Annotated in this window: 22 protein-coding genes; 5 read left to right on the top strand and 17 right to left on the bottom strand. The window is 54.5% G+C overall.

Going from position 1 to position 24,332, the window contains the following annotated elements; genetic code table 11:
* Nucleotides 1–47: 47 nt before the first annotated feature.
* Nucleotides 48–926 carry a helix-turn-helix transcriptional regulator gene (locus tag NFS31_RS13530; RefSeq protein WP_251495890.1) on the bottom strand — a complete coding sequence of 293 codons (879 nt, stop codon included), beginning with the start codon at nt 924–926 and terminating at the stop codon, nt 48–50.
* Between the two features lie 384 nt (nt 927–1,310).
* Between NFS31_RS13530 and NFS31_RS13525 the strand changes: the two genes are divergently transcribed.
* Nucleotides 1,311–2,411 (top strand): NAD(P)-dependent oxidoreductase, encoded by a 1,101-nt coding sequence (locus tag NFS31_RS13525; protein WP_251495887.1) that lies wholly within the window; start codon nt 1,311–1,313, stop codon nt 2,409–2,411.
* 67 nt (nt 2,412–2,478) lie between these two features.
* Nucleotides 2,479–3,879, top strand: coding sequence for a sodium/glutamate symporter (locus NFS31_RS13520; RefSeq protein WP_251495884.1), 1,401 nt, complete (start codon nt 2,479–2,481; stop codon nt 3,877–3,879).
* 66 nt (nt 3,880–3,945) lie between these two features.
* Here the strand turns inward: NFS31_RS13520 and carB are convergent, their stop codons facing one another.
* Entirely contained in the window at nt 3,946–7,158 is a 3,213-nt protein-coding gene (gene carB / locus NFS31_RS13515) for a carbamoyl-phosphate synthase large subunit (RefSeq protein ID WP_251495881.1), read from the bottom strand.
* 285 nt (nt 7,159–7,443) lie between these two features.
* Here carB and NFS31_RS13510 point away from each other — a divergent pair, with 285 nt between their 5' ends.
* Nucleotides 7,444–7,878, top strand: a complete 435-nt coding sequence (locus NFS31_RS13510) for a DUF3842 family protein (protein ID WP_251495878.1) — start codon at nt 7,444–7,446, stop codon at nt 7,876–7,878.
* 65 nt (nt 7,879–7,943) lie between these two features.
* On the opposite strand, the gene NFS31_RS13505 is transcribed toward NFS31_RS13510, so the two are convergent.
* The 14 genes from NFS31_RS13505 to NFS31_RS13445 form a co-directional block, all read right to left on the bottom strand.
* Nucleotides 7,944–8,864: a bifunctional riboflavin kinase/FAD synthetase gene (locus tag NFS31_RS13505; protein WP_251495875.1), complete on the bottom strand. Its 921-nt coding sequence runs from the start codon at nt 8,862–8,864 to the stop codon at nt 7,944–7,946.
* A 1-nt stretch (nt 8,865) separates the two neighbouring features.
* Complete coding sequence (truB, locus tag NFS31_RS13500) at nt 8,866–9,810, bottom strand: tRNA pseudouridine(55) synthase TruB (protein ID WP_251495873.1); 945 nt, start codon at nt 9,808–9,810, stop codon at nt 8,866–8,868.
* A gap of 11 nt (nt 9,811–9,821) precedes the next feature.
* Nucleotides 9,822–10,799: a DHH family phosphoesterase gene (locus NFS31_RS13495; protein ID WP_251495870.1), complete on the bottom strand. Its 978-nt coding sequence runs from the start codon at nt 10,797–10,799 to the stop codon at nt 9,822–9,824.
* Nucleotides 10,800–10,873: 74 nt separating this feature from the next.
* Nucleotides 10,874–11,263 (bottom strand): 30S ribosome-binding factor RbfA, encoded by a 390-nt coding sequence (rbfA, locus tag NFS31_RS13490; protein ID WP_251495868.1) that lies wholly within the window; start codon nt 11,261–11,263, stop codon nt 10,874–10,876.
* Between the two features lie 33 nt (nt 11,264–11,296).
* The gene (gene infB / locus NFS31_RS13485; protein ID WP_251495865.1) at nt 11,297–14,557 is read right to left on the bottom strand and encodes a translation initiation factor IF-2; all 3,261 of its coding nucleotides are present in this window, start codon (nt 14,555–14,557) and stop codon (nt 11,297–11,299) included.
* Entirely contained in the window at nt 14,547–14,879 is a 333-nt protein-coding gene (locus tag NFS31_RS13480) for a L7Ae/L30e/S12e/Gadd45 family ribosomal protein (RefSeq protein WP_251495863.1), read from the bottom strand. Before NFS31_RS13480 ends, infB begins: the two co-directional genes overlap by 11 nt.
* Nucleotides 14,866–15,141 carry an RNase P modulator RnpM gene (gene rnpM / locus NFS31_RS13475; protein WP_251495860.1) on the bottom strand — a complete coding sequence of 92 codons (276 nt, stop codon included), beginning with the start codon at nt 15,139–15,141 and terminating at the stop codon, nt 14,866–14,868. The genes NFS31_RS13480 and rnpM overlap by 14 nt, the downstream gene beginning before the upstream one ends.
* A 99-nt stretch (nt 15,142–15,240) precedes the next feature.
* Nucleotides 15,241–16,590, bottom strand: coding sequence for a transcription termination factor NusA (gene nusA / locus NFS31_RS13470; RefSeq protein WP_251495858.1), 1,350 nt, complete (start codon nt 16,588–16,590; stop codon nt 15,241–15,243).
* A 21-nt stretch (nt 16,591–16,611) separates the two neighbouring features.
* Nucleotides 16,612–17,079 carry a ribosome maturation factor RimP gene (locus NFS31_RS13465; RefSeq protein WP_251495855.1) on the bottom strand — a complete coding sequence of 156 codons (468 nt, stop codon included), beginning with the start codon at nt 17,077–17,079 and terminating at the stop codon, nt 16,612–16,614.
* A gap of 133 nt (nt 17,080–17,212) precedes the next feature.
* Nucleotides 17,213–17,710: a hypothetical protein gene (locus tag NFS31_RS13460; protein WP_251495852.1), complete on the bottom strand. Its 498-nt coding sequence runs from the start codon at nt 17,708–17,710 to the stop codon at nt 17,213–17,215.
* A 48-nt stretch (nt 17,711–17,758) separates the two neighbouring features.
* Nucleotides 17,759–19,003: a radical SAM protein gene (locus NFS31_RS13455; protein ID WP_251495849.1), complete on the bottom strand. Its 1,245-nt coding sequence runs from the start codon at nt 19,001–19,003 to the stop codon at nt 17,759–17,761.
* Between the two features lie 60 nt (nt 19,004–19,063).
* Nucleotides 19,064–19,927, bottom strand: coding sequence for a carbon-nitrogen hydrolase family protein (locus NFS31_RS13450; protein ID WP_251495846.1), 864 nt, complete (start codon nt 19,925–19,927; stop codon nt 19,064–19,066).
* Nucleotides 19,928–19,951: 24 nt separating this feature from the next.
* Nucleotides 19,952–20,122, bottom strand: coding sequence for an AAA family ATPase (locus tag NFS31_RS28345; protein WP_416389465.1), 171 nt, complete (start codon nt 20,120–20,122; stop codon nt 19,952–19,954).
* Nucleotides 20,091–20,642 (bottom strand): hypothetical protein, encoded by a 552-nt coding sequence (locus NFS31_RS13445; protein ID WP_251495843.1) that lies wholly within the window; start codon nt 20,640–20,642, stop codon nt 20,091–20,093. Before NFS31_RS13445 ends, NFS31_RS28345 begins: the two co-directional genes overlap by 32 nt.
* 548 nt (nt 20,643–21,190) lie before the next feature.
* Here NFS31_RS13445 and NFS31_RS13440 point away from each other — a divergent pair.
* Together NFS31_RS13440 and NFS31_RS13435 are read left to right on the top strand one after the other, a co-directional pair.
* Complete coding sequence (locus tag NFS31_RS13440) at nt 21,191–21,982, top strand: ABC transporter ATP-binding protein (protein WP_251495840.1); 792 nt, start codon at nt 21,191–21,193, stop codon at nt 21,980–21,982.
* Entirely contained in the window at nt 21,969–22,859 is an 891-nt protein-coding gene (locus NFS31_RS13435) for an ABC transporter permease (RefSeq protein WP_251495837.1), read from the top strand. Before NFS31_RS13440 ends, NFS31_RS13435 begins: the two co-directional genes overlap by 14 nt.
* On the opposite strand, the gene NFS31_RS13430 is transcribed toward NFS31_RS13435, so the two are convergent.
* The gene (locus NFS31_RS13430) at nt 22,794–24,314 is read right to left on the bottom strand and encodes a hypothetical protein (RefSeq protein WP_251495834.1); all 1,521 of its coding nucleotides are present in this window, start codon (nt 24,312–24,314) and stop codon (nt 22,794–22,796) included. The genes NFS31_RS13435 and NFS31_RS13430 overlap by 66 nt on opposite strands.
* Nucleotides 24,315–24,332 lie beyond the last annotated feature (18 nt).

The raw sequence follows: 24,332 nt of genomic DNA, 5'->3' as shown, positions 1-24,332 counted from the left end.
GTTATTTCGAGACAGTTCCTAAGCAATGACGCCGTTATTTCCCGCCCCTATGCCTTCAGGCTCTCCACCTGTCTCCCGTCCCTGCCTTCGACCACGACAATCTCCGGATTCATCTTCTGATCGCTCTCTCGGTAGCGCATCGCGTACCGTTTCGGCGGTACGCCCGTCAGCCTTTTAAAGGTCCTGATAAAATGCTCATTGCTTCTGAATCCCACCCGTTCCCCCGCCTCCTGCACCCGCATTCCCTCCCGCAAAAGCATGCGCGCTTTCAGGATACGGCAGTTGATCACATAATCAATCACACTAAAGCCAGTCCCTTCCTTAAATATATGGCACAGATGATACTTACTCATAAAAAATGCATCGGCAATCGACTGTGTTGTCAGCGGATCGGATAAATGCTCCTGTATATAGGAAAGAATCGGCGCCACCTTTGCCAGCTCCGAATTCGTGCGGCTCTTTACATCCTCTGCCTTCTCGAAATAAGAAAAACAGCTCAGCAGAAAAGAAAGAACGGCGATCGTCCGCCGGATATCATCGCCGAACCCGCTCCCAAAATCATCCATCAGTGACAGAAACTGCCTCTCCAGAGCCTCAACCTCGTCTCCCTGCAGCGTGGCAACCAGGCCCGATCGCTGTGTCCGCGACAGAAAATCACTCTGCACAGAGGAAAAGGATTTGAGCATCTCCGATGAAATATGAAACGCGATACAGCGGTACTCCTCATTCGCCACGCTCCGGTGTAAGATAGAGGAATCAATTAAAAACAACTGCCCCCGGAACAGCGGAAAAATCTCCGGCTCCAGAAAAAATACGCCCTCGCCGGCAATGCAGAAGGCGATTTCAATCTCCTCATGAAAGTGCGGCCGGGCCATCGAATAGGTGTCATTTTTACTAATATGTATTTCATATCTGCAATCAATCATTCTGCCTTATCAACTCCTGATCTGTAAGTGTGTTGTGTTACCTGGCGCAGCCCGGCATGGATGTAAACTGTAGTTGTCTCAGTTTACCCGGTATTTCCTCCCGCCTTCAACCTCATTTTCCCCGTTTCGCAAGATTCCTCATAAAATTGGCAACTTCCCTGCCATGGCGCGAATCCAGCCATGTTTTCCCTGTTTTTATTATAAATTTTACATAATCGCGGCGCTATAGTAGAAAAATGGAAGGGGAAAGCCCGGTAAGAAATGCGCAATTCACAAGATCCGTCAGTTTTATCCTCATGCAATGCAGGATTTTCACACAAATCAATGATATAAATAGAGTATGGAGTTGATGCGCAGAAACGGCCAAAAAAAGGAGTGACTGATATGAACAAACATTATGACATAATTCATTTTGAAGCATTGGGAGCGGAAGCGCATCATCTGGCAGAGGAAACAGAACGCGCAAAGGAGCGGGGCCTTCTCCCCGACACGCTCCGAACCCTCATAATTCCGGAAACGATCCAGGAGTTTCAGGAAACGCACCCGGACGGGGAGCTCCCGGATATTATTACCATAAAAACACATTCTGTGATCCCGGACGCCTGGTTATGCGGATGTAAAAAGAGTATTATCACGCGCAGCGCCGGCTATGATCACTTAGAATCCCTGGCCGGGAGAGCCAATATTGCCTCCCTGCGGAATTACTGCGTGAATTCCGTCGCGCAGACGGCTGTTAAGTTTGTCTACGCCTCCGCCGGGCTTTTGAACCATTACACCAATAACGCGGCCCTGTTTGAGCGGGGCAAGGCGCAGTCCTTTATGGAGCTCTGCCCGGCCCGGACTGCCACTGTTTACGGCGCGGGGAAAATCGGCAGGCGTATTTACGAACTTTTGGAGGCCAATGGCCTTAACGTCCAGGCTGTCGATCTCCGCGGACAGGAGCTCAAAGGCCAAGGCTGCTCCGCGATCCGTTTTGTATCAAAGGAGGCTGCGATTGGCAGCAGCGATATTATCGTAAATGCCATGAATCTGACAAAGCTTCCGGACAGCCCCTTTTATAATGTCAACTATTTTTCGGAAGACTATCTAAGCAGAGGAAAAGCAGGCGTTCTGTTTATCAACGTAACACGCGGGGAAATCGCTCCGGAGGCCGGGCTTCTTCACCTCTATGAAAAGGGTTTTCTGGGGGGAATCGGGCTGGATGTCTTCAGCTCCGAGCAGGAATTTTCCGATCTGCTGAAATTTGGGGCGGAAAGTAAGAATCCGGACGTCCAGGCGGCCAGGCGGCTTGTGGAAATGGCAAAAAACCGCACGGCCAACATCTATGTCCAGCCGCACCAGGCATTTAATTCCGATCTGGCGGCCTGTGCAAAGGCCGCAGATACCATCCGCCATCTGATTCGATGGTTTTGCAATCAAAAGCAGCGCTTTGACGAACAGTTGCCGTATTACGGAGAAACAGCCGTTTCGGTTCAGGCGGGCTGAGCAAGCCGCAAAGACAGGCGCAAAAAAGCTCTGAGAGTACATATTGCGAAAAAGGAGGAATATACGTATGGAACTGACTATGACTTCTGCTATCTGGCAGGTAATGATCGACGCGGCGGTGATGGGGACTCTGCTGCTCATCGGGCAATTTCTGCGGGCCAGGCTCCCGCTGTTTCAAAAGCTCTTAGTGCCTCCTGCCGTTCTTGCCGGCATCCTGGCCCTGGTTTTCGGGCCCAAAAGCCCATGGGAGGCGCTGCGTCTCCTGCCTCTTTCAGCTTCTTTTGGAACCTATGCAAGCGTCCTGATTGTCGTGATCTTTGCCGCGACGCCTATCGGGGACAGACCCCAGAAGGGCGCCATGTCCGGACCGAAAATCATGGGCATGTTTTTCAACATCTCCGGCATCGCCGTCCTGCAGTATGCGGTGGGCATGCTGGTAACCGTCGCCTTCCTGACAAAGCTGTACCCGGCCCTGCATGAAAGCTTTGGGCTTATGATGGCGACCGGCTTTTACGGCGGGCACGGCACCGCGGCGGCTGTCGGAAAATCGCTGGCGGATCTGGGTGTCCCGGATATGACGGATCTAGGAAATACCTGCGCCACCATTGGGATCGTGGGCGGCATTATCACTGGTATGATTATCATCAACTGGGGAACCAGAAAGGGCTACACGCATTATGTGGAAAACCCCAAGGAGCTTCCGATCGAGATGAAAACCGGCCTTGTGCCTCCGGCCAGCCAGAAGCCGTCTTCCATGGGAACCGTTGCTTCTATCTGTCTGGATCCGCTCGGCTATCATCTGGGAATCGTGCTCTTCGCCTCCTGGGCCGGCTACATGGCCTCCAAATGGTTTGCGAACTGGACGCTGGCCGCGTTTCAGTACAAGATTTCCATACCCGAATTCTGCCTCTCCCTTTTTGCAGGGCTGATCATCAATTCCCTGCTGAACCGGACCGGCGCGCAAAAGTACGTGGATCGGGGATCCATCCAGCGCATCCAGGGCTCTGCGACTGACTTTCTGATGATTTCCGGCATCGGCTCCCTGAATCTGTCGGTGGTGCTCGATTACGCATTCCCGCTGATCGTGGTCTGCCTCCTGGGCTTTGTCATCACCTGGTTCTGGTTCATTTATATAGGAGGAAAGTCCTCTGAGGAGGACTGGTTTGAGCGGAATATGATGATGTGGGGCCATGCCACAGGCGTTGCCGCCACTGGCGTTCTTCTCCAGCGGGTTGTGGATCCGGATCTCAAAAGCCGCGGGATTGAGGATTCCGGCATCGCCGATATTTTTAACCGCCCGATCATCATCGCCCTTCAGCTCATCCCGCCGATCCTGATCACCTCCATGGGAACCATGGGATCCATTGTCACCATCATCGCCTGCTTTGTGATCGTAGCCGTCATGTGGGGCGCGGCATGGATCACAAAGGGATGGGTCGCGAACCGGCCGCTTCATAAATACCGCTGAAAAACGGACCGGGGAGGCCGCCGCGCCTTCCCCGGTCCGTTTTATATATCGTAGGGATCCGAATCTCTATTTAATCTCCTGATGAAACTCCTGCAGCGATTTCACCCCAATAAGCCCGTTCTTCTTGATGCTGCGCAGCGCCTGAACCGTGGCCTTGGCAGCGGCCATATTGGTGAAATACGGAATCTTTCCTTTTACCGCCGCCTTCCTGATATAGCTGTCGTCGCCCATACCCTTTTTATCCATGGGGGTGTTGATAATCATATCGATCTTCTTATTTGTAATCTTATCCAGGATATTGGGGCGTCCCTCGTTGATCTTGGCGATCTTCTCCGCAGGAAGCCCGGCCGCAGCCATGATATCGTAGGTTCTCCCTGTGCCCATGAGCTTAAAGCCGCACTCATGGAAACCCATGGCCACCTCAATCAGCTCCGGCTTATCCTTGTCGCTGACGCTGAGCAGCACGGTTCCTGTATTCGGAAGCCTTGTCTGCGTCGCCTCGCGCGCCTTGTAAATCGCCTCGCCCAGATTGGAGGACATACCCAGCACCTCGCCTGTAGAGCGCATCTCCGGCCCGAGCACCGGATCCACCTCGGGGAACATCTTAAACGGGAATACCGGAACCTTCACCCCGTAATGCGGAATCTTCTTTTCCTCCAGTCCCGGCACCGGGGACGGCCTGCCTGTCAGATGGGCGGTCATGATATCCGTCGCCAGCTTGACCATCTTGATATTGCACACCTTGGACACCAGCGGCACGGTTCTGGATGCCCTGGGATTGGCCTCCAGCACATACACCTCGCCGTCCTCAATGGCATACTGCATATTCATCAGGCCCACAACGTGCATTTCCTTTGCGATGCGCCCTGTATAATCGCGGATCGTCTCCACCTGATCCTTGGTCAGATTCCTGGACGGGAGGATGCAGGCCGAGTCCCCGGAATGAATGCCCGCCAGCTCGATGTGCTCCATCACGGCCGGGACGAAGACATTCTCCCCGTCGCTGATGGCGTCCGCCTCGCACTCCGTCGCATGGTGCAGGAAACGGTCAATCAGAATCGGGCGATCCGGCGTCACGCCTACAGCCTCTTTCATATAGAAGGTCATGGCCTCATCATCATGCACGACCTCCATGCCGCGCCCGCCCAGCACATACGACGGGCGGACCATCACCGGATAGCCGATGTGATTCGCGATCGACAGCGCGTCCTCCACGGTGACAGCCATTCCGGACTCCGGCATCGGAATCTCAAGCTTTTCCATCATGGCGCGGAACAGATCGCGATCCTCCGCCATATCGATGGTTTCCGGCGTTGTGCCCAGGATGGTCACGCCGTATTTCTTCAGATCCGCCGCCAGGTTGAGCGGTGTCTGGCCGCCGAACTGCGCAATCACGCCCAGCGGTTTTTCCTTCTGGTAAATGCTCAGCACATCCTCCAGTGTCAGGGGCTCGAAATACAGCTTATCCGAGGTATCGTAGTCTGTGGAAACCGTCTCCGGGTTGCAGTTTACAATGATCGTCTCAAAACCCAGCTCCTTTAAGGCAATCGCCGCATGGACGCAGCAGTAGTCAAACTCGATTCCCTGCCCGATGCGGTTCGGTCCGCCGCCCAGAATCATGATCTTGTTCCGGTCGCTCGACGGGCTCTCGTCCTTGATATGGTAGCTGGAATAATAGTAGGCGGAATCCTCTGTGCTGCTCACATGCACGCCTTCCCAGCCCTCTACGATCCCTGCCTGCGTCCTGGCATCCCGGATCTGCTCCTCGCTCACGCCCAGAAGGTCGCTTAGATATTTGTCCGCAAAGCCGTCCAGCTTCGCCTGGCGCAGCGCTTCGATCGGCGGAACCGATCCCTTATACTGCACAAGAGCCTCTTCTTCCTCCACCAGCTCCTTCATCTGTTCAATAAAATAATGCTTGATCTTCGTCAGCTCATACAGCTCGTCCACCGTCGCGCCCTTTCTCAAAGCCTCGTACATGATGAACTGGCGCTCGCTTGTGGCTACATGGAGCATGGAGAGCAGCTCCTTTTTCGTCTTTGTATCAAAATCCTTCGCATGGCCCAGGCCGTAACGCCCCTGCTCCAGGCTGCGGATAGCCTTCTGAAGCGCCTCCTTATAGGTCTTTCCAATGCTCATGACCTCGCCCACGGCCTTCATCTGCGTGCCGAGCTTATCCTCAGAGCCTTTAAATTTCTCAAACGCCCAGCGCGCAAACTTAATCACCACATAGTCCCCGGACGGAACGTATTTTTCCAGGGAACCGTATTTTCCGCAGGGAATCTCGTCCAGCGTCATACCGGTCGCCAGCATTGCCGAAATAAGGGCGATCGGAAAACCGGTCGCCTTGGAAGCAAGCGCCGAGGAACGGGAGGTACGGGGATTTATCTCAATCACAATGTCGCGATCCGTCTTCGGATCATGCGCCCACTGCACATTCGTACCGCCAATCACCTGGATGGCCTCAACAATCTTATAAGATTTTTCCTGTAAACGTTTTTGAACTTCTTCAGAAATGGTAAGCATCGGCGCAGAACAGAAAGAGTCGCCTGTGTGTACGCCCAGCGGATCAATATTCTCGATAAAGCAGACCGTGATCATATGATTTTTCGCGTCGCGCACAACCTCCAGCTCCAGCTCTTCCCAGCCTAAGATGGATTCTTCCACGAGAACCTGGCCCACCATACTGGCCTGCAGGCCCCTCGCGCAAACAGTTTTTAATTCTTCAACATTATAGACAAGGCCGCCGCCCTCGCCGCCCATCGTATAGGCCGGACGAAGCACGACCGGATACCCCAGCTTATCCGCAATGGCAAGCGCGTCCTCCACGCTGTAGGCCACCTCGCTCCTCGCCATCTCGATCCCAAGGCTCTCCATGGTGCGCTTGAATTCGATGCGATCCTCGCCCCGTTCGATCGCGTCTACCTGAACTCCGATCACCTTCACATTATACTGATCCAGCACGCCCGCGGATGCCAGCTCAGAACAGAGGTTCAAGCCCGACTGCCCTCCCAGATTCGGAAGCAGCGCGTCCGGGCGCTCCTTTTCAATAATCTGCGTCAGCCGATCCACATTGAGCGGCTCAATATAGGTTACATCTGCCGTCTCCGGATCTGTCATGATCGTAGCCGGATTGGAATTAACGAGAACAATCTCATAGCCAAGCTTCCGTAAAGCCTTGCATGCCTGCGTTCCGGAATAGTCAAACTCACATGCCTGTCCGATAATAATCGGGCCGGAACCGATAATCAATACCTTGTGAATGTCGTTTCTCCTCATGTTTTTTCCCTCTCAATTGCTTCTAACCTTTACCACCATCTTATTTGTCTATAGCATTATAATAGAAAAGTGGTTCCTTGTAAATAAAAATTTGTTAAATTTTTAAATTTGCTCTTTTTATTTTGGGGAGTTTATGCTATAATAGAAAAGATATACTGGGGTATTATTTTTAAGGCAATTGTATTTATATAAGTGAAGTGAACTGTTGCGGGGCGTTGTTTTTCGTGAAAGGGCCGCTGATAACGTAGCCGGCATTTAAAAGGCGGAAAAGATACGGAGGAATTCATGAACGTGATTGTGATAGACGGCCAGGGCGGCCGCATGGGAAGGGCGATTGTTGAGGAGCTAAGGGAACGCTGCCCGGAGCTTACGGTCACGGCCATCGGCACAAACAGCACGGCTACGGCATCCATGATGAAAGCCGGCGCCAGATTCGGCGCTACCGGCGAGAATCCCGTTCTTGTGGCCTGCCGCGACGCGGATCTGATCATCGGCCCCATCGGCATTGTGATCGCTGATTCCCTGCTGGGCGAGATCACGCCTGCCATGGCGGCTGCGGTCGGCTCCAGCAGGGCGCACAAGATCCTCATCCCCGTCGCCGGGCACGCGCACTGCCGGCACACGCTGATAGGCTGCGAAGAGCTTCCCTTAAGCGACTATATCCGGCTCGCGGGCAGAGAGGTGGCCGCGCGCCTTGAAGAAGCTCAGACGCCGCGTTAATCCGCGGCTTTTTTGGTAAGCTTCCTTATGCGGGCCTGCGCATCAAATAAGGATGCGTCGGGCCGCTACAGCCCATGCATCCTTCTTCCTGTCTCTTTGTCATTCAAAACCTGGCGCTTCAGCTCGTCCACATTTAAGAACTTCATCTCCGGGCGCAGGAAACGCAGCAGCCGCACCTCGATCCATTTCCCGTACAGATCTTCGTTAAGATCATAGATATACGTCTCCACGCCGGCCGGGCGCTCTCCTGTGATGGTGGGCTTTTTCCCGATATTCGTAATACTGCCGCGGCATGTTCCGTCGATCACGGTCTGTGACAGATAGACGCCGAACGCCGGCAGGTGCTTCTGGCTGCCCGGCTCAATATTTACAGTCGGAAATCCCAGCGTACTGCCCAGATGCCTCCCGTGGATCACACTGCCGTGCACCGCATACGTATAGCCCAGCAGCTCGTTTGCCTTTTCAATATGTCCGGCCGCCAGCTCTTCGCGCACATAGGTGCTGCTGATCTCGCGCGCTCCGTCCAGCGCTTTTTCCACGACTGCCAGCTCATAGCCGTATTTCGGAGCCAGGCGTTCCAAAAGCGCCACATCCCCGCCCCTTTTATATCCAAAGCGGCAGTCCGTCCCTGAAACGATCGCCTTTGCGCTCATCTGCCCGGTCAGGATATGGGAAATAAATGTCTCCGGATCTATGCGGGCCACCTCCTGATTAAAGGGATATTCCACCAGATAATCGATCCCGGCCCGCTCCAGATTGTCGCGGCGCTCTCCGTTTGTTGTGATCATGGTCTGGAGTCTTCCCTGCATCAGGGTTCCTGGAGCTGTCTCAAAGGTAAAGACAGCCGTTTTATACCCCCTCTCCCGGAACCGGAATACTTCATTCAAAAGCTTCTGGTGCCCGCGGTGCAGCCCGTCAAACTTTCCAAGAGTCACCACAGACGGCTCCTCTATCTGAAATTCCCTTGTTCCAGTTATATACTGCATTCTAGTCTCCTCCCGGAAAAATTTTCTTTGGTTTCCATCGCTCTTTGCCGCTCTCATATTCATAGACGCCGATAAAGCGGCGGCCGCTGTCATACACGCGCAGCCGGGCGCCGTCCCGGCTCTTCGCGCCCTGCCCTGCCGTCCCAAAAAGCCCGTCCGGCACAAAGGAAGCCGGAAACGCATTTCCATTCTGCAGAAGCTTATCCAGCCTCCCCTGATCCGCATAAAAAGCCGGATACGAATCAAATACCGCATCGACTGGCACAATCCGCTCGCCGAGCTTCCCGGCGGCGGCCAGACGTTCCACCTCGGAGAGCCGGAGGCTGTCCTCCAGGAAAAAGCGTCCTGACTGCGTGCGCACCAGCTTTTCCATACACCCGCCGCAGCCGAGCCGGCTGCCGATGTCATGACAGAGCGTGCGGATATACGTTCCCTTTGAACAGTCCACAGTCAGCTCCGCGCGCGGCAGGAAAACGCGGTCCACGGTCAGGCTGTAAATCTCCACCGGCCGCGGCCTGCGCTCAATCTCTTTTCCCTCGCGGGCCAGTTCATAAAGCCTTTTCCCGTTTACCTTCAGGGCAGAATACATGGGAGGAATCTGGGCATAGGGGCCGATAAAGCGTTCGGCCGTATTTCTTACCTCCTCCTCCTTAAGCTCCGCCAGGCGCGCAGGCGCGCAGGTGTGAAGGACCGTCCCCGTCGTATCCTGCGTATCTGTCTCCGTGCCGAGGAGGAGAACCGCGCGGTATGTTTTTCTCTTATCGGTCAGCATATCGCAGAGCTTTGTCCCTGATCCGAGGCAAACAGGGAGCACCCCCTCCGCAGCCGGATCAAGCGTCCCTGTATGCCCGATTTTCTTCTGCTTTAAAATGCCTCTCAGCTTTGCGACCACATCGTGGGAGGTATAGCCCGGTTCCTTATAGATATTCAAGATGCCGTGAATCATACCGTCCCCCGTTACGCTTTCCCTGCTTCCCCGTGCGCGTCAAGCTGTATCTCAATATGCTTGGACAGATTGTTCAACACATCATAGATCGTCCCTGACATCCTGCAGCCCGCGGCGCGGATATGGCCTCCGCCCCCGAAATACTCGGCAACCTTGCTGACGTCCACAATCGAATTGGATCGCATGCTGATCTTGTATTCATGGATCGCCGTCTCATAGATGAAAATCGCGCATTCCACGCCCTCTGTGACGCGGAGCTGATCAATAATCCCGTCCAGATCATTCGTGTCCGCGCCGTAAAATTCCAGATCCTTTTTCCTCAGGCCGCTGAAAATACAGCGTCCGTCCATAAAAAGAAAGCTCTCCAGCAGCGCGCGCCCCAGAATCTGGTTCTGGATATACGTCTTCCGGTAAAAGGTGTCGTCTATGATCTTCGCACAGTCCAGTCCCTTTTCCATCAGCTTTCCGGCAATTTCCATGGTCGCTCTCGTGGCGCTGCTGTATTTAAATACGCCTGTGTCGTGGATGATTCCAGTATAAAGGCACTCGGCCGTCTCCCTGCTGACCGCATTCTCGTCCATCAGGGTATACACCACCTCGCTTGTAGAGCTCGCATCCGGCCGGATGCAGTTTTCCTGCGCAAAGCCCCGGTTCGTCCTGTGATGATCAATGCAGAACGTGCGGCCCGCTGTCTCAAAATACGGGTAGAACATCTCCAGGCGCTCCGTATCGCTGGCGTCCAGGGTTATACATACATCGAAGCGTTTTTCCGGATCATATGCGGTCTGAATCTCGTCAAAACTGGCCAGATAGGAAAATTTGTCCGCCGGATGATCCAGGTACAGCTCCACTGAAATCTGAGGCATATGTTCCTTCAGATAATTGTAAAGTCCCAGACTCGCGCCGATACAGTCGCCGTCCGGATGGATGTGGCCTAACAGCACCGCGTTCTCCGCGCCGCTTAAGGCTTCCGTCAATTGATTTCTCATCCTGTATCACTCTCCCTTGCCATTCCTGGCGGCCGTCCGGGCGCCCCCTGAACAGCCGCTGTTATTTCCCTGCTCTAAAATCCGTTATCCTCTTCGTTCCCCCCGCCGCTCATCCCGGCCGTCACCTCGTCGATCAGGCGGGTCATATTCACGCCGTACTCGATCGACTGATCCAGAATAAACGTTATCTCCGGCGTATTTCGCAGGTTGATCCGCCTGGCAAGCTGCGTGCGGATAAATCCCACGGCGTTTTTAAGGCCCTTTATGGTATCCTTTCCTGCCTCTTCATCTCCCAGTACGCTGATGTAAGCCTTGCAGAGCTTCAGATCCGGAGTTACCTCCACGGCGACGACGGTCGTCATAGGGTGGATCCGCGGATCTTTGAGCTCCCTGCTGATGATTTCGCTCAGCTCTCTCTGAACCTCGCTGTTGACTCTTGTATTCTTAATGCTGTTCTTGCGCATCGTATAGCCTCACTTTCCGGACGGAAGAGGGGCCTATCTGGGCACCTCCACCATCGCATATGCCTCGATCAGGTCGTCTTCCTGGAGATCATTGAACTTCTCAAATACAAGGCCGCACTCATATCCGGCGTTGACTTCCTTTACATCATCCTTAAACCGCTTTAAAGATGCCAGGGCGCCGTCGAAAATCTGCCCGCCGTCCCTGGTGATTCTGGCCTTGCAGCCCCTCTGGAACTTTCCGTCCAGCACATAGGATCCGGCGATGGTGCCAACTCCGGACGCCTTGAAGGTCTGGCGGACTACGGCGTGGCCGATAATCTGCTCCTCAAAGATCGGATCCAGCATGCCCTTCATCGCTGCCTCGACATCCTCAATTGCCTGATAAATCACGCGGTACAGACGGACGTCTACCTTCTCGCGCTCTGCCGTTGACTTTGCGGTCGCATCCGGACGCACGTTAAAGCCGATGATAATCGCATTCGACGCGGATGCCAGGTTGACGTCAGACTCATTGATTGCGCCCACGCCGCCATGGATCACCTTGACAACCACCTCTTCATTTGACAGCTTCATCAGGCTCTGCTTCACAGCCTCCACCGAGCCCTGTACGTCGGCTTTCACGATGAGCGGAAGCTCCTTCACGTTTCCGGCCTTGATCTGTGAGAACAGATCATCCAGCGAAAGCTTCATCTTCGTATCTTCAATCAGCTTATTCTTTCCTTCGGAAATAAAGGTTCCGGCAAAGCCTCTGGCCTCTTTCTCGCTGTCTGTGCGCACAAACACTTCTCCGGCGTTCGGCACATCGTTTAAGCCGAGAATCTCCACCGGCGTGGACGGGCCCGCCTCCTTCACGCGGCGTCCCTTGTCATCCATCATGGCGCGGACCTTGCCGAAGCATGCGCCCGCGGCGATCGGATCGCCCACGCGCAGGGTGCCCTTCTGCACCAGAACCGTTGCAACCGGTCCTTTACCCTTGTCAAGCTCCGCCTCGATCACAAGGCCTCTTGCATTCCGGTTCGGATTGGCCTTTAATTCCTTTACCTCCGCCGTCAGAAGGATCATCTCAAGCAGATCGGAAATGCCTTCCTTTGTGTGGGCTGAAACCGGGACAAATACCGTGCTTCCGCCCCAGTCCTCAGGAACGAGCTCGTATTCAATCAATTCCTGTTTTACCTTTTCAATGTTGGCGCTCGGCTTATCAATTTTGTTGATGGCCACAATGATCTCCACGCCAGCGGCCTTGGCATGGTTGATCGCCTCAACCGTCTGCGGCATCACGCCGTCATCGGCCGCCACCACTAAAATCGCGATATCCGTGGACTTCGCGCCGCGCATACGCATGGCGGTAAACGCCTCGTGGCCCGGCGTATCCAGGAAGGTAATCGTCTGCCCGTTGATCTCCACCGTGTAGGCGCCGATGTGCTGCGTTATGCCGCCGGCCTCCCTGGCCGTTACATTTGTCTCCCGGATCGCGTCCAGAAGGGAGGTTTTGCCGTGGTCTACATGGCCCATGACACAGACAACCGGCGGTCTTGCCACCATATCCTTTTCATCCTCTTCCTCCTCTTTAAGGAGCTCCTCGATCACGTCGATCTTCTCTTCCTTCTCACAGAGAACGTCAAACTCCATTGCAATCTCTTCGGCCTGATCATAATCCACTTCCTGATTGATGGTTACAACCTTGCCCTGTAAGAACAGCTTCTTTACAATCACAGACGGCTGCAGCTTCATCTTGTCAGCCAGCTCCTTGATCGTGATGCTCTCCGGAATAACGATGGTCTTGATCTCCTGGACCTTCGCCTCATCCTTCCTCTGCTGAGGCGGGAGCATTGCCGTCTTTGAGCCCTTGCCTCCCTTGCCCTGCCTGGACTTCATATTCTCATCGTGATCTTTTTTATTATATTTATCATTCTTGTAAGCATTCTTATTTTGCTTATTATTCTGCGGTTTCTGCACAACCGGGCCGTCAAACGATGGCTTGGGGATGCTTAAGCCGCCTCTCTGGCCCTGACCGTCGCGGCCTCCCTGGAAACCGCCTCTCTGATAGCCGCCGCCTCTCTGGCCGTCGCGGCTTCCCTGATAGCCTCCGCTTCTCTGGCCGTCTCGGTTTCCCTGATAGCCCCCGCTTCTCTGGCCGTCTCGGTTTCCCTGATAGCCCCCGCTTCTCTGGCCGTCTCGGTTTCCCTGATAGCCTCCGCTTCTCTGGCCGTCACGGTTTCCCTGATAACCGCCGCTTCTCTGGCCGTCACGGCTTCCCTGATAGCCGCCTCTCTGGCCGTCGCGATCCTGGCGCTGGCCGTCTCGGTTTCCCTGATAGCCCCCGCTTCTCTGGCCGTCACGGCTTCCCTGATAGCCGCCTCTCTGGCCGTCGCGATCCTGACGCTGGCCGTCTCGTCCTCCCTGATAACTGCCGCTTCTCTGGCCGTCACGGTTTCCCTGGCCTCCTTGGCGCTGGCCGTCTCGGCTTCCCTGTCTCTGGCCGCCGTCTCGGCCTCCCTGATTCCCCTGGCGCTGGCCGTCACGCCCCTGTCTCTGCGCGTCGCGGCCTGCCTGGCCGTCCTGGCGCTGGCTGTCGCGGCTTCCCTGGCCTGCCTCCTGACGCTGGTTATCGCGGCCTCCCTGACGCCCATCGCGCTCGGCGGCGCTGCCCTGGCTCTGCGCGTTTTTCGCGCGCTCAGCCTGAACCGCCTGATTCTGGGATACGCGGCTCTCCGCTGCCTGGGCGTCGCGGCTCTTAACTGCCGCCGTCTCGCTCTGCTGCTGTGCATCCTGCGCCGCCTTTGCCGCCGGATCTGACTTCTGAACCGGCCTGACGCCGATCCCGGGCTGCCTGTTCCCGCCGCGGCCCGCCTGATTCTGAGCCCCGCCTCTGGCCGGCTGGCCCGCCTGTTTTCCGGCTCCGCCGCCGGACGGACCACGCCCGTTCGGACGGCTGTTATTTCTCTGCGCACTGTTCTGAGGGCGGTATACAGCCGCAATCCTCTTTTTCGGCGGTTCAGCCGGCTTCTCCGCCCTGTCTGTTGCAGGTCTTTCCATTCCCTTTTCTTCTGCCTTTACAGGCTCTTTCCTTACCTCTTCCACTCGCTTTGTTTCCGCCTTTCCTGTATCTGATTTTGAAATCTCAGCCGCAGACACTTCCGGTCTCCCCGCCGACAGGGACCGCCTCACAACCGCCGCCTGTTCATCCGTTATATTGGAGGAATGGCTTTTGATATCAAAATGATTCTTCCTGAGTATCTCCAATACCTCTTTATTTGTCTTCCCAATTTCTTTTGATAATTCATTAACCCTCATACTCACTACCTCCGTTCAGTTCAATCTGCTTTGCGAGCGCTTTGGAAAAACCTGCGTCCAGCACTGCCACTGACGTTCGCGTCTCCCTGCCAATGGCGTGGCCCAGCTCTTCCTTTCTTCCAAATAAGTAAATCGGGACTTTATAGTAAGTACACATGTTAAAGAACATTTTCTTTGTATTATCTGATGCATCCTCTGGCACGAGCACCAAAAAAGCCTTCCCGCCCTTTACCGATTTTTCCGTCATAAATCCCCCGCTGGCCGTCTTCCCGGCCTTTGTAGCCAGGCCCAAAAGGTTTAATATCTTTTTATGGTTCTCCAATCCGTTCCATCTCCCTTTCCAGCATTTCATAAACGTCCTTTGGAATCGCCATTTTCAGAGAACGCTCCAATCCCCTGCTCTTTACCGCTTTCCTGTAACAGTCCATCGACGGGCAGAGGTATGCGCCGCGGCCGTTTTTCCTGCCTGTGGCGTCAAGCTCAATCTGCTCCTCTGTCGTCTTGAGGATACGGATCATTTCCTTCTTATTCTTCATCTCCCCACATCCGATGCACTGTCTCTGCGGTATCTTTTTTGTACTCAACAATTCTCACTTCCCAATCTGCTTTTTCTTTATTTCGCCGCCCGTTTTGGTCCCCTGCTGCAAATGGCTGTGACGCCCCTCTGCAGCCAAACCTGCCGCTTACTGAATCCGGTAGCCTTCCTCACTGTCCGGGGCTTCGTCCCCCGCACAGCCGGCGTCTTCTGAATACTCCCTGCCGTATTCCTCCTGCGCATCTGCCGGAAGCTCTCCGTCATACTCCTCCTGCGCATCTGCCGGAAGCTCTCCGTCATACTCCGCGTCCTCCAAAAGTTCCCCGTCATATTCCGCGTTTTCCGGAAGTTCTCCTTCATATCCTTCATCAGACTCCTCGTCCTGGTTTCCGATGAGGTCTTTATCCGTATAGCCCTCGAATCCATCCTCATAGCCCATCTCCAGATCATCCATGAGGCCGGATTCCCTGGCCTGGGTTTCGCTCTTGATATCGATCTTATAGCCCGTCAGGCGCGCCGCCAGCCTTGCGTTCTGGCCTTCCTTTCCGATGGCGAGAGAGAGCTGGTAATCCGGCACAATCACCTGCGCCTCGCGCTCCTCTTCGTCCGCCGCAACCAGAATCACCTTCGCAGGGCTTAAGGCGTTTTCAATCAGGAACGCCGGGTTATCGTCCCAGTTGATGATGTCAATCTTCTCGCCGCGCAGCTCGCTCACCACCGCGTTCACCCTGGCTCCGTTGAGCCCCACGCAGGCGCCCACGGGATCCACGTTCGGATCATTGGAGCAGACCGCGATCTTCGTCCTGGAGCCGGCCTCGCGGGCAATGGCTTTGATCTCCACCGTGCCGTCGCGCACCTCCGCCACCTCGGACTCAAACAGGCGCTTCACCAAATCCGGGTGGGTTCTGGAAACGGTGATTCTCGGTCCTTTATTTGTGTCTTTAACCTCAATCACAAAGAGCTTGATGCGCTCTGTCGGCCGAAAGACCTCGCCCCTCACCTGCTCGCTCTCGCTTAAAATCGCGTCGATCTTTCCTAAATCGATACAGACATTGCGGTTTACATAGCGCTGAACAATTCCGGTCACCACATCCTTTTCCTTGCAGTACCAGTCATTAAACAGCGCCTTTCTCTCCTCCTCACGGATCTTCTGGAGTATCACATTCTTCGCATTCTGAGTGGCGATCCGGCCAAACTCCTTTGAGTTAATTGGTACGTGGACAATATCCCCCAGATCATATCTGGCGCTTTTCATCTTTGCCTCTGCAAGGCTAATCTGAAGCATCGGATCCTCTACGTCTTCCGCTACCTCCTTCTCCGCATAAACGGCGAAATCCCCGGTTTCCCGGTTAATATTCACCTTCACATTATCGGCCTTGCCGAAATGGTTCTTGCAGGCTGTCAGTAAGGAATTTTCAATTGCCTCCAAAAGGATATCTTTGCTGATATTGTTCTCCTTCTCCAGCACATTTAACGCTTCAATCAACTCTTTGTTCATTTTCTTTTATCCTCCTACCGTCTAAAAATCAAAGGCCAGACGTATCAAAGCAATATCTGATTTTGCCAGCGGCAGATCGCCGCCGTCTTCTAATGTAATCGTTACGGTATCCGCATCATAGGATTTCAGCGCGCCCCTGTATTCTTTCTGCTTATTGAGCGGCTTATAGAGGCGCACCTCCACATCTTTTCCCATGCTCCTTACAAAATCCTTTTCCTTTTTAAGCGGTCTGCCAAGCCCCGGGGAGCTGACCTCTAAAATGTAGCTGTCCGAAATGAAGTCTTCCTCATCCAGCCATTCTCCCAGCTTCCGGCTGATCGTCTCGCAGTCGTCCACCGTGATTCCGCCGTCCTTGTCTATATAGGCCCGAAGGTACCAGACTCCGACTTCTCTGACGTACTCCACATCTACCAGTTCAAACCCGTGCTCCTCAAGGACAGGGAGAAGCCAGGACTCTACCTTCTTTTCATATTGCTCACCTTTTGCCATATCCACACCGCCTTTCTATGGAATATATTGGCTCTGCGCTTTGTCGTTCCTTCTGTAAACCGGTCCGCTGGGCGGATTTGCCGGGCAACAAAGTGAAAGAGTGGACTTTTGTCCACTCTCTCTAGCCAATGTATTATGTTATCTTATGAATTATAACACCTTTTTCCATAAAGTGCAAGGAATTTTTTCGGGGCAGTAAGTGAGAAGAGTCGTGAAAGTCGTAAAAGGGACGCCGGGGCCAGCTTCCATATCCAACAGAAAGCCCGCCGCCGTCTTTTCCGTCTGCCATGGCCGCATCGCCGCTTTCCCTGTCTGAATCACTCCGGCGCTGCTCCTTCAGAATGTCTCCTCCTGCGCCGATCAGCTCATAATTGTAGTTTGCCATTCCGATTCGGACATTCAAAAGAGGGCCTTCTCTCTTGTCGTTTTTTACTGTCCAATTCAGGTGATACCGTATTTCCAGCGCGCCGTCCTCAAGCGGCTTTACGCTGACTTCATACAGGCGGATCCGATCCAGAGGGGCGCTCCGGCGCACGAGGTATGTAACGCAAAATAAAATAAGGATCAGCACGCCAATGCATATCTTTCCGGCTTTGGGTATCTTTTTCCATAACTGCTTTATCTTCTCCATCGCTTTAACCTGTCCTTAAGCTGTTTCACTTGTCTTTCCTTCGGCCTTTTACGGGGCCGTTTTCCCTGTGCGCAGCGGGCATTTCAGGGTTTCCTCCTCCGTCAGCCCGCGGATTTTGCGGCAGAACGGGTGATTCCAGATCATTTTCCATTCGTCTGTCAGGATATTGCCCAGCGATACGCCGCCCAGCCAGCTCTGGCATGGAACGACCGTGCCGTCCGGCGCGACGGCCATGTTTGAGAGGCAGGCGCCGCAGGCCGGGATCGTTAAGCCCGCACGGCACAGGCGCTTGGGATCGGCGCGCCCGGGGGATGTAAAGCTTAACTCCATTTCATGTTCGCCGCAATACGCGGCCGCGGCGCCCACAATGTCCGACAGCTCCTCAACTGATAACTGTCCCTTAAGGGCCGCATCCTGCGACGCTTTTCCTGTCTCAATGAGCCCGGAGCAGGATACAAAGCCCACGCCCTCCTGTTCCAGAAATCTTACTGTGTCCGTATAGTCCGCATTTTCGCGGCAGATTGGCGTGTTTACACTCACATCGAGTCCGGCTTCCAGGGCGTTTCGCAGGCCCTGAAGCGTCTTTTGGAAATTGCCGGAGCTGCCCGGGAGATCCGCGCCTACCAGATGATTGTGGATGGCCTCATCCCGGGAATACAGTGTGATCTGGAGGCTGTCCAGGCTGGCCTCCTTAAGCTTCCGGCACAGCTCCTTTGTCAGAAGAACCCCGTTTGTATTGACCCGCGTCACAAACCAGCGGGCATAGCCGATCATTTCCGGCAGATCCGGCCGCATCGTCAGCTCCCCGCCCGTAAAGGTAAGCTGCGGAATCCCGGCCTTTCGGCAGCGGTCAATGACCTGCTTCCACTCCGCGCAGGAAAGCTCTGTCCCGCCCGCCTGCGGCTGTCCCGCGGCGTAACAGTTGCGGCATTTCAGATTACAGTTCCAGCGGCCCCCTGCGTCTGTCATGGCGCTGACCATGAGATCCATCCGGTGCGGGGCCGTCATATTCGGGGCGTATTCCTTTAAAGACATGGCCCCTATCTCCACCGAGGGCTCTCTGCCGTACGCCACATCAAACAGCGCCTGCAGGATTTCCTCCAGATCCCGGCGCATCTTCTCTTTTGACGTCATATAATAGATTTTCTTCGTCTGCCCCACAGCCCGGTCCATGATCCGGCGGATGTCCGCTTCCTCCATCGGCTTACCGTCGTACCGATAAAGCTCCTCCAGAAAATAGCCCAGCAGCAGGCCGTAGGAATATCCCAGAGGGAGTATATAAAAGCCGTTCAAAATCACTACCCAGGGCCCGCGCGCCCGGACTGGCAAAAGCCGCCGCGGACTGATGGGAAGTTATTTCGGGCCAGCACTCCCTTTCCATACCACCTCATACAGATCCGACCTCCTGTTTTCCAGCGAGGGGATCTGCTTTCTGATGCGGTCAAGGAAATCCAAATCGATCCTCGCATACGTGATGCCCGGCATATCGCTGGCCCTGGCCGTCACGGTTCCCCACGGATCCACGACCAGGCTGTTGCCATAGGCCGTATAGGCGGGCTTTGTCCCGATCTGGCCTGTGGCCACGATATAGCAGCCATTCTCGATCGCCCTGGCTCTCAGAAGCGGTTCCCAGTGATCCTTTCCGGTGGGCATGGTAAAGCTCGCGGGGACAAAGATCACCTGCGCCCCTTTAAGCGCCATCAGCCGGTAGAGCTCCGGAAAGCGCACGTCATAGCAGATGGACATTCCAAATATCCCCAGCCCCGTCTGAACGGTTACCGCCTCATTCCCGGGAGAAACCCTGTCGGATTCGCAAAAAGACGCGCCGTCCGCCAGGGTGATATCAAACATATGAAGCTTTCGGTAGGAAGCAAGGATTGCCCCGTCAGGGCCGATCAGAACGCTTGTATTCGCTGAGCGCTTCTTCCCTGTCTCCTCGGTCAGGCTGCCGGCATGGATATAGATCCCGTGCTCCCTGGCCTTTGCGCAGAGGATTTCTGTGGTATATCCGGGAATCCGCTCGCGGCCGCCGCCCTCGCCCACATTCTTCCCAATCAGGTTCATCACCTCCGGAAAGCAGACCAGCCGCGCGCCGTTGGCGGCCGCCTCGTCAATCCACGCGCAGGCTGTGTTAAGGTTTTCCTCCTTATTATTCTGCGTGTCCATCTGCATCAGGGCAATTGTATAGTTTCTTGTAACAGACGTCTGTTTTTGCATTCGTTTTTCTCCTTCCATAATCCGTCAAATCAGGATTCCGGTCAGACCGGTAATCGCAGCCTGCCTATCCTTTATTACTTCTATAACCGTAGACTTCCCTGTGGAATTTTTCCCGGCAAGCAGTGTAAAATTGGAAAAATGAATCTCAGCCTCCCGAAAACATTTAAAGCCCTGTATTTTTATGCAGTTCAGCACCCTGTCCCAACCTCCTTTCTATCTCGCAGCCGTGCCTTCGGATATTCGCAAAGCTCACTTTATCTGTGCTGATCTCGTTCCAAAGCTGCTCATCCGCGGCAATCTGATCCAGCCCGCGCTGTACCAAAAAGCCTTTCTCCCTGCACATCCAGATTACATTGTATAAATACCCAAGCGTCCTCGCCTGCCATTCCTTCCCCTTTTCCCCTGACAGATCAAAGCCTCTCTCCCCTGCCCATCGCATGAGCTCTTCCGTTGCGGCCCTGATGTCAGACACAAGCTGCATCTTTGAGAAAGTATTCTGTCTCCCTGTATACTCCGTCGTCTGCTCAAGCAAAAACTGGAGTCCTGTGTGTTTTTCCCGCATCCCCCGGAGTACCCCCTCAAATACGAACCGGCACATGAGAATCCTGAGCATCATATATTGCCGGTTCAATTTCCACCGGCTTAAAAAATCGGCTGTCCCTCTGAGATTCCATACCAAAAGACTCAGAAACCGCTCCGCCTCCTCTCCGTACAAGCCGTTGCGAATCCCCTGCTCTCTGGCAAAGCTCCACTTTTCAATGTGATTCCCAAAAGAATCGCTTCCACTGTCTCAGAAATCCTCTCGGTTCTTTTTTGCTTTCCCGCTAAAGGGACAGAGGGAAATACAATCCGCCCTTCCTGACACAGCCGATGTATCTGATAAACCGGCACTTTTCTCTCGTAGCTGTCAATATGATTTTCTGAAAAACTGCCCATACGTTCCCCTTCATCGCAGCCGCTTTGGCATCCAGTGCTGCTATCTCCAGCCCGAATTCCGGTATTCAGATCTCCATGCGGCGTTTCTGCTCTTATTATCACACCTTTTTTCCCCCCGGTCAAGCCGTTATCATTTCGGTCAGACCTGAGGTTAAAAAACGGTTACTGTTCACACACAATGTCAGTTAGTTAAGCGGACATTTCACTTAACTAACTGACATTGTGTGTGAACAGTAACAAAAAACGCCTCCAATTCCTCTGAAATACGATTCACAGCCCGCCGATCACGCATATCCTAAACTAAAGCCCCTATTTTATGAGGTGAACATGATACCAAAACTGGAGGTTTCCGGCCTGTGTTATTCCTATCACACCATGGAAGGGGAGACACAGGCGCTTTACAATATATCCTTTTCAGTAAATACAGGAGAATTTCTTGCCATCGTCGGGCCTTCCGGCTGCGGCAAATCGACGCTCCTCTCCCTCCTTTGCGGCCTCCTGCCTCCGGATTCCGGAGAAATCCGCATCGACGGCCGTCCGGAAACAGGGCATGCCGAAGAGATCGGCTACATGCTCCAGAGGGATCACCTGTTTGAATGGAGAACCATCCTGGCCAACGCCTCGCTCGGCCTGGAAATCCGCAAAAAAAACGACGAAGCCCATCAAAAACGGCTGAAAGAGATGATGGCCGACTATGGCCTGGCCCATTTTATGAACGCGCGCCCCTCCGAGCTCTCGGGCGGCATGCGCCAGAGGGCAGCGCTGATCCGGACACTGGCCCTGGAACCGGATATCCTTCTTTTGGATGAACCTTTTTCCGCCCTGGACTACCAGACCCGCCTCTCTGTCTGTGATGATATCAGCGCCATCATCCGCAAACAGCACAAAACGGCTGTCCTCATCACGCACGATCTGTCAGAGGCCGTCAGCGTGGCGGATCGGATCATGATTCTGTCAGACAGGCCGGCCCGGATCAAGGCTATACTTAAAACTCCATTTCCGGATCCGGACATGACGCCTTTAAAGCGGCGCAATGACCCCGCCTTTTCTTCCTGCTTTAATGAAGTATGGACCATATTACAGAATAAATCAACGGAGGTATCGCATGGGATTACATGAAACCCTGGCCCAGCAGGAATACGTTGCCAGGCAGAACAGGCGGCGCAGGCTGGTCACAGCCTGCCGTATCCTGCTTCTCGCCCTGCTCCTGGCCCTCTGGGAGCTGGGGGCCAGACTGGGACTCATCAATGATTTTATATTCAGCTCGCCGTCGCGCACAGCCCTCTGCTTTATCAGCATGGCCAGGGACGGGAGCATTTTCCTTCACACAGGCGTGACGATCCTGGAAACGCTCGCGAGCTTTTTTCTGGTCATCGCCGCGGGCCTCGCGGGGGCCCTCCTTCTCTGGTCCAGCCGCACGCTTTCCGACATTCTGGAGCCGTATCTGGTCATGCTCAACAGCCTGCCCAAATCGGCCCTGGCCCCTATCCTCATCGTCTGGCTGGGCAACAATGTCAAAACCATCATCGTGGCAGCCGTATCTGTCGCCGTATTCGGCGCGGTCATGACCCTGCACAACGGATTTTGCGGCACAGATCCGGAACAGATCAAGCTCATCTATTCACTGGGCGGGAAACGGCGTGACGTGCTTTTTAAGGTACTGCTTCCCGGCTCGATCCCGCTCATCATCAGCAACATGAAGGTCAACATCGGCCTCTGCCTGGTGGGCGTGATCATCGGAGAATTCCTGGCGGCCCGCTCCGGGCTGGGATACCTGATCATCTACGGATCGCAGGTATTTCGCTGTGAGCGCCTTCTGATAGGAAAAACAACCGTGTTCAGTATCCCCGGGAATTGTTGGGAAAGAACCTGTAAACCATGCTGCCGCGGAAAGGACAGGCCATATTACAGGTTATTTCCTGACAGCTACTCACATAAACCTAAAACCTATGACAGCCAGAACGGCCATAAGGACGAGCACAGCAGCGCCCAGTAAGAGCTTCCCGGCCTTTCCGCCGCCGCCTGGCCGATATGCCGCCGTATCGGCCAGGACGCCCCAGGGACTGCGGATTTCCATTCCCGGTAAATAAGAAGCGCCCGGTCTGTTTCCGATGACGAACAGAAAATTTTGCCAGTCCTTTTGCAGAATAGCCATCCCCGCGGCCAGCTCCCGTTCCGGGCTTAAGCCCTTCAACAGGGTCCGGAAAAAACCGGACTCCCTGGAATAGTGAGGGGAGCTCTGGTTTGCGGGATCCTTCTGTTTTTCCTGAAACCGCCGGAAGGCATACTCCCGCCCGTCCTCAATGGCCTTCTGCGGATCCTGTGTCTGCCTGTACGCGGTTAAGATGTGGTAATATACGTTCAAGGCCCCCTTCCGGTTCAGGTACGGATCTATGATTTTTTCAATGGCGCGCTGAAGGGGAAAGCCAATCGACGCGCTCTCCCGGCTTTTCGCGGCGTAAACCTGTCCCTTGATGGACATCACCGCGGCCAGCAGTCCCGTTACCTCTTCGTTTCTGGCGCTGATGCCGGGATTTTTGAGCAGATTACCGTTTAAATCTATATGTTCGGCAAACCGGTTTGCCCTCTCCAGCTCTCTGCCGGAGCAAAAAGAGCATCCGCCCCGTTGAAGAGTGTTTTCAGCAATACCGTTCCTGGCATTGCTGATGGTTTCATTTCTCTGCCGGATCTGCTCTTTCCACGAATTTTGCTGTGTACGATACGTCTGCTGAAACCGGGTATTTACTTTCCCGGACGACTGGTAAACCATGCCTTCCCCGCGAAAAGAGGCGGCCGCGCCAGAACGCCCGGCGTTTCTTCCGCCCGACTGCCTTCCCTGAACAAACAGCGTGTGCGCCGCCTGCGGGGACAGCGTCCGTCCGGCGGTCTGCCTGTAAAGGCCGGAGCGGACGCTGTCCAGGGTTCCCGCCTGCCCGGTATTTTCTAAAAGGGAAATGAGCTGCCTAAGCTTTATCTCCATCACCAAATCCAATTTCTGAGCCATCATGCCGTCGAGACGTTCCAACTGCTCTGTCAGATTTTCCCCTTCCGCATATTTTAAAGCGGCTTCCAGAAGCGTGAGATACAGTTTTGACAGTTGCTGAAGCTGCGCCGGAAGATCAAGGCCGGGATCCGGCTTCCATCCCAGGAGAATATCCCAGGCTTCCTCCATCTCCAGTATCCACCGGAGAACCCCGCGCACAGAATCTGCCCCGTCCGGGGGCGTCCACCTGCGCGCTTCGGAAATCTCGGCCGTGTCCTTCGGATCCTCCTGATCTTCATCTTTATCGGATGACTGCGCTTTATCATGCTGTTCCATCTCTGTGCGGGAAATCTCCCGAAGCAGCGCCTCACCGCTCTTTATTTCCGCCTGCTGCCTGGCAAGCAGAAATTCTTTATCCGCTCTGGCAGATACATCCGAAGCTGTACGGTCCGCTTTTATCTTTGACATACCTTTTTTCCTTCCCTG

Origin of the sequence: Otoolea muris, from assembly GCF_943193115.1 — a bacterium.
Classification (GTDB): Bacteria; Bacillota; Clostridia; order Lachnospirales; family Lachnospiraceae; genus Otoolea; species Otoolea muris.
Note: the sequence above shows the minus strand (reverse complement) of the source record. Positions and strands in the feature narration are given on the sequence as shown.

What these genes read in the sequence shown, in the direction of transcription:
- NFS31_RS13495 (WP_251495870.1), bottom strand. Translation starts at nt 10,799, where the DNA reads ATGAGAAATCAATTGACGGAAGCCTTAAGCGGCGCGGAGAACGCGGTG.
- NFS31_RS13450 (WP_251495846.1), bottom strand. Translation starts at nt 19,927, where the DNA reads ATGCAAAAACAGACGTCTGTTACAAGAAACTATACAATTGCCCTGATG.
- infB (WP_251495865.1), bottom strand. Translation starts at nt 14,557, where the DNA reads ATGAGGGTTAATGAATTATCAAAAGAAATTGGGAAGACAAATAAAGAG.
- NFS31_RS13430 (WP_251495834.1), bottom strand. Translation starts at nt 24,314, where the DNA reads ATGTCAAAGATAAAAGCGGACCGTACAGCTTCGGATGTATCTGCCAGA.
- NFS31_RS13520 (WP_251495884.1), top strand. Translation starts at nt 2,479, where the DNA reads ATGGAACTGACTATGACTTCTGCTATCTGGCAGGTAATGATCGACGCG.
- NFS31_RS13525 (WP_251495887.1), top strand. Translation starts at nt 1,311, where the DNA reads ATGAACAAACATTATGACATAATTCATTTTGAAGCATTGGGAGCGGAA.
- rbfA (WP_251495868.1), bottom strand. Translation starts at nt 11,263, where the DNA reads ATGCGCAAGAACAGCATTAAGAATACAAGAGTCAACAGCGAGGTTCAG.
- NFS31_RS13510 (WP_251495878.1), top strand. Translation starts at nt 7,444, where the DNA reads ATGAACGTGATTGTGATAGACGGCCAGGGCGGCCGCATGGGAAGGGCG.
- NFS31_RS13435 (WP_251495837.1), top strand. Translation starts at nt 21,969, where the DNA reads ATGGGATTACATGAAACCCTGGCCCAGCAGGAATACGTTGCCAGGCAG.
- carB (WP_251495881.1), bottom strand. Translation starts at nt 7,158, where the DNA reads ATGAGGAGAAACGACATTCACAAGGTATTGATTATCGGTTCCGGCCCG.
- NFS31_RS13465 (WP_251495855.1), bottom strand. Translation starts at nt 17,079, where the DNA reads ATGGCAAAAGGTGAGCAATATGAAAAGAAGGTAGAGTCCTGGCTTCTC.
- NFS31_RS13505 (WP_251495875.1), bottom strand. Translation starts at nt 8,864, where the DNA reads ATGCAGTATATAACTGGAACAAGGGAATTTCAGATAGAGGAGCCGTCT.
- NFS31_RS13530 (WP_251495890.1), bottom strand. Translation starts at nt 926, where the DNA reads ATGATTGATTGCAGATATGAAATACATATTAGTAAAAATGACACCTAT.
- NFS31_RS13460 (WP_251495852.1), bottom strand. Translation starts at nt 17,710, where the DNA reads ATGGAGAAGATAAAGCAGTTATGGAAAAAGATACCCAAAGCCGGAAAG.
- NFS31_RS13440 (WP_251495840.1), top strand. Translation starts at nt 21,191, where the DNA reads ATGATACCAAAACTGGAGGTTTCCGGCCTGTGTTATTCCTATCACACC.
- nusA (WP_251495858.1), bottom strand. Translation starts at nt 16,590, where the DNA reads ATGAACAAAGAGTTGATTGAAGCGTTAAATGTGCTGGAGAAGGAGAAC.
- truB (WP_251495873.1), bottom strand. Translation starts at nt 9,810, where the DNA reads ATGATTCACGGCATCTTGAATATCTATAAGGAACCGGGCTATACCTCC.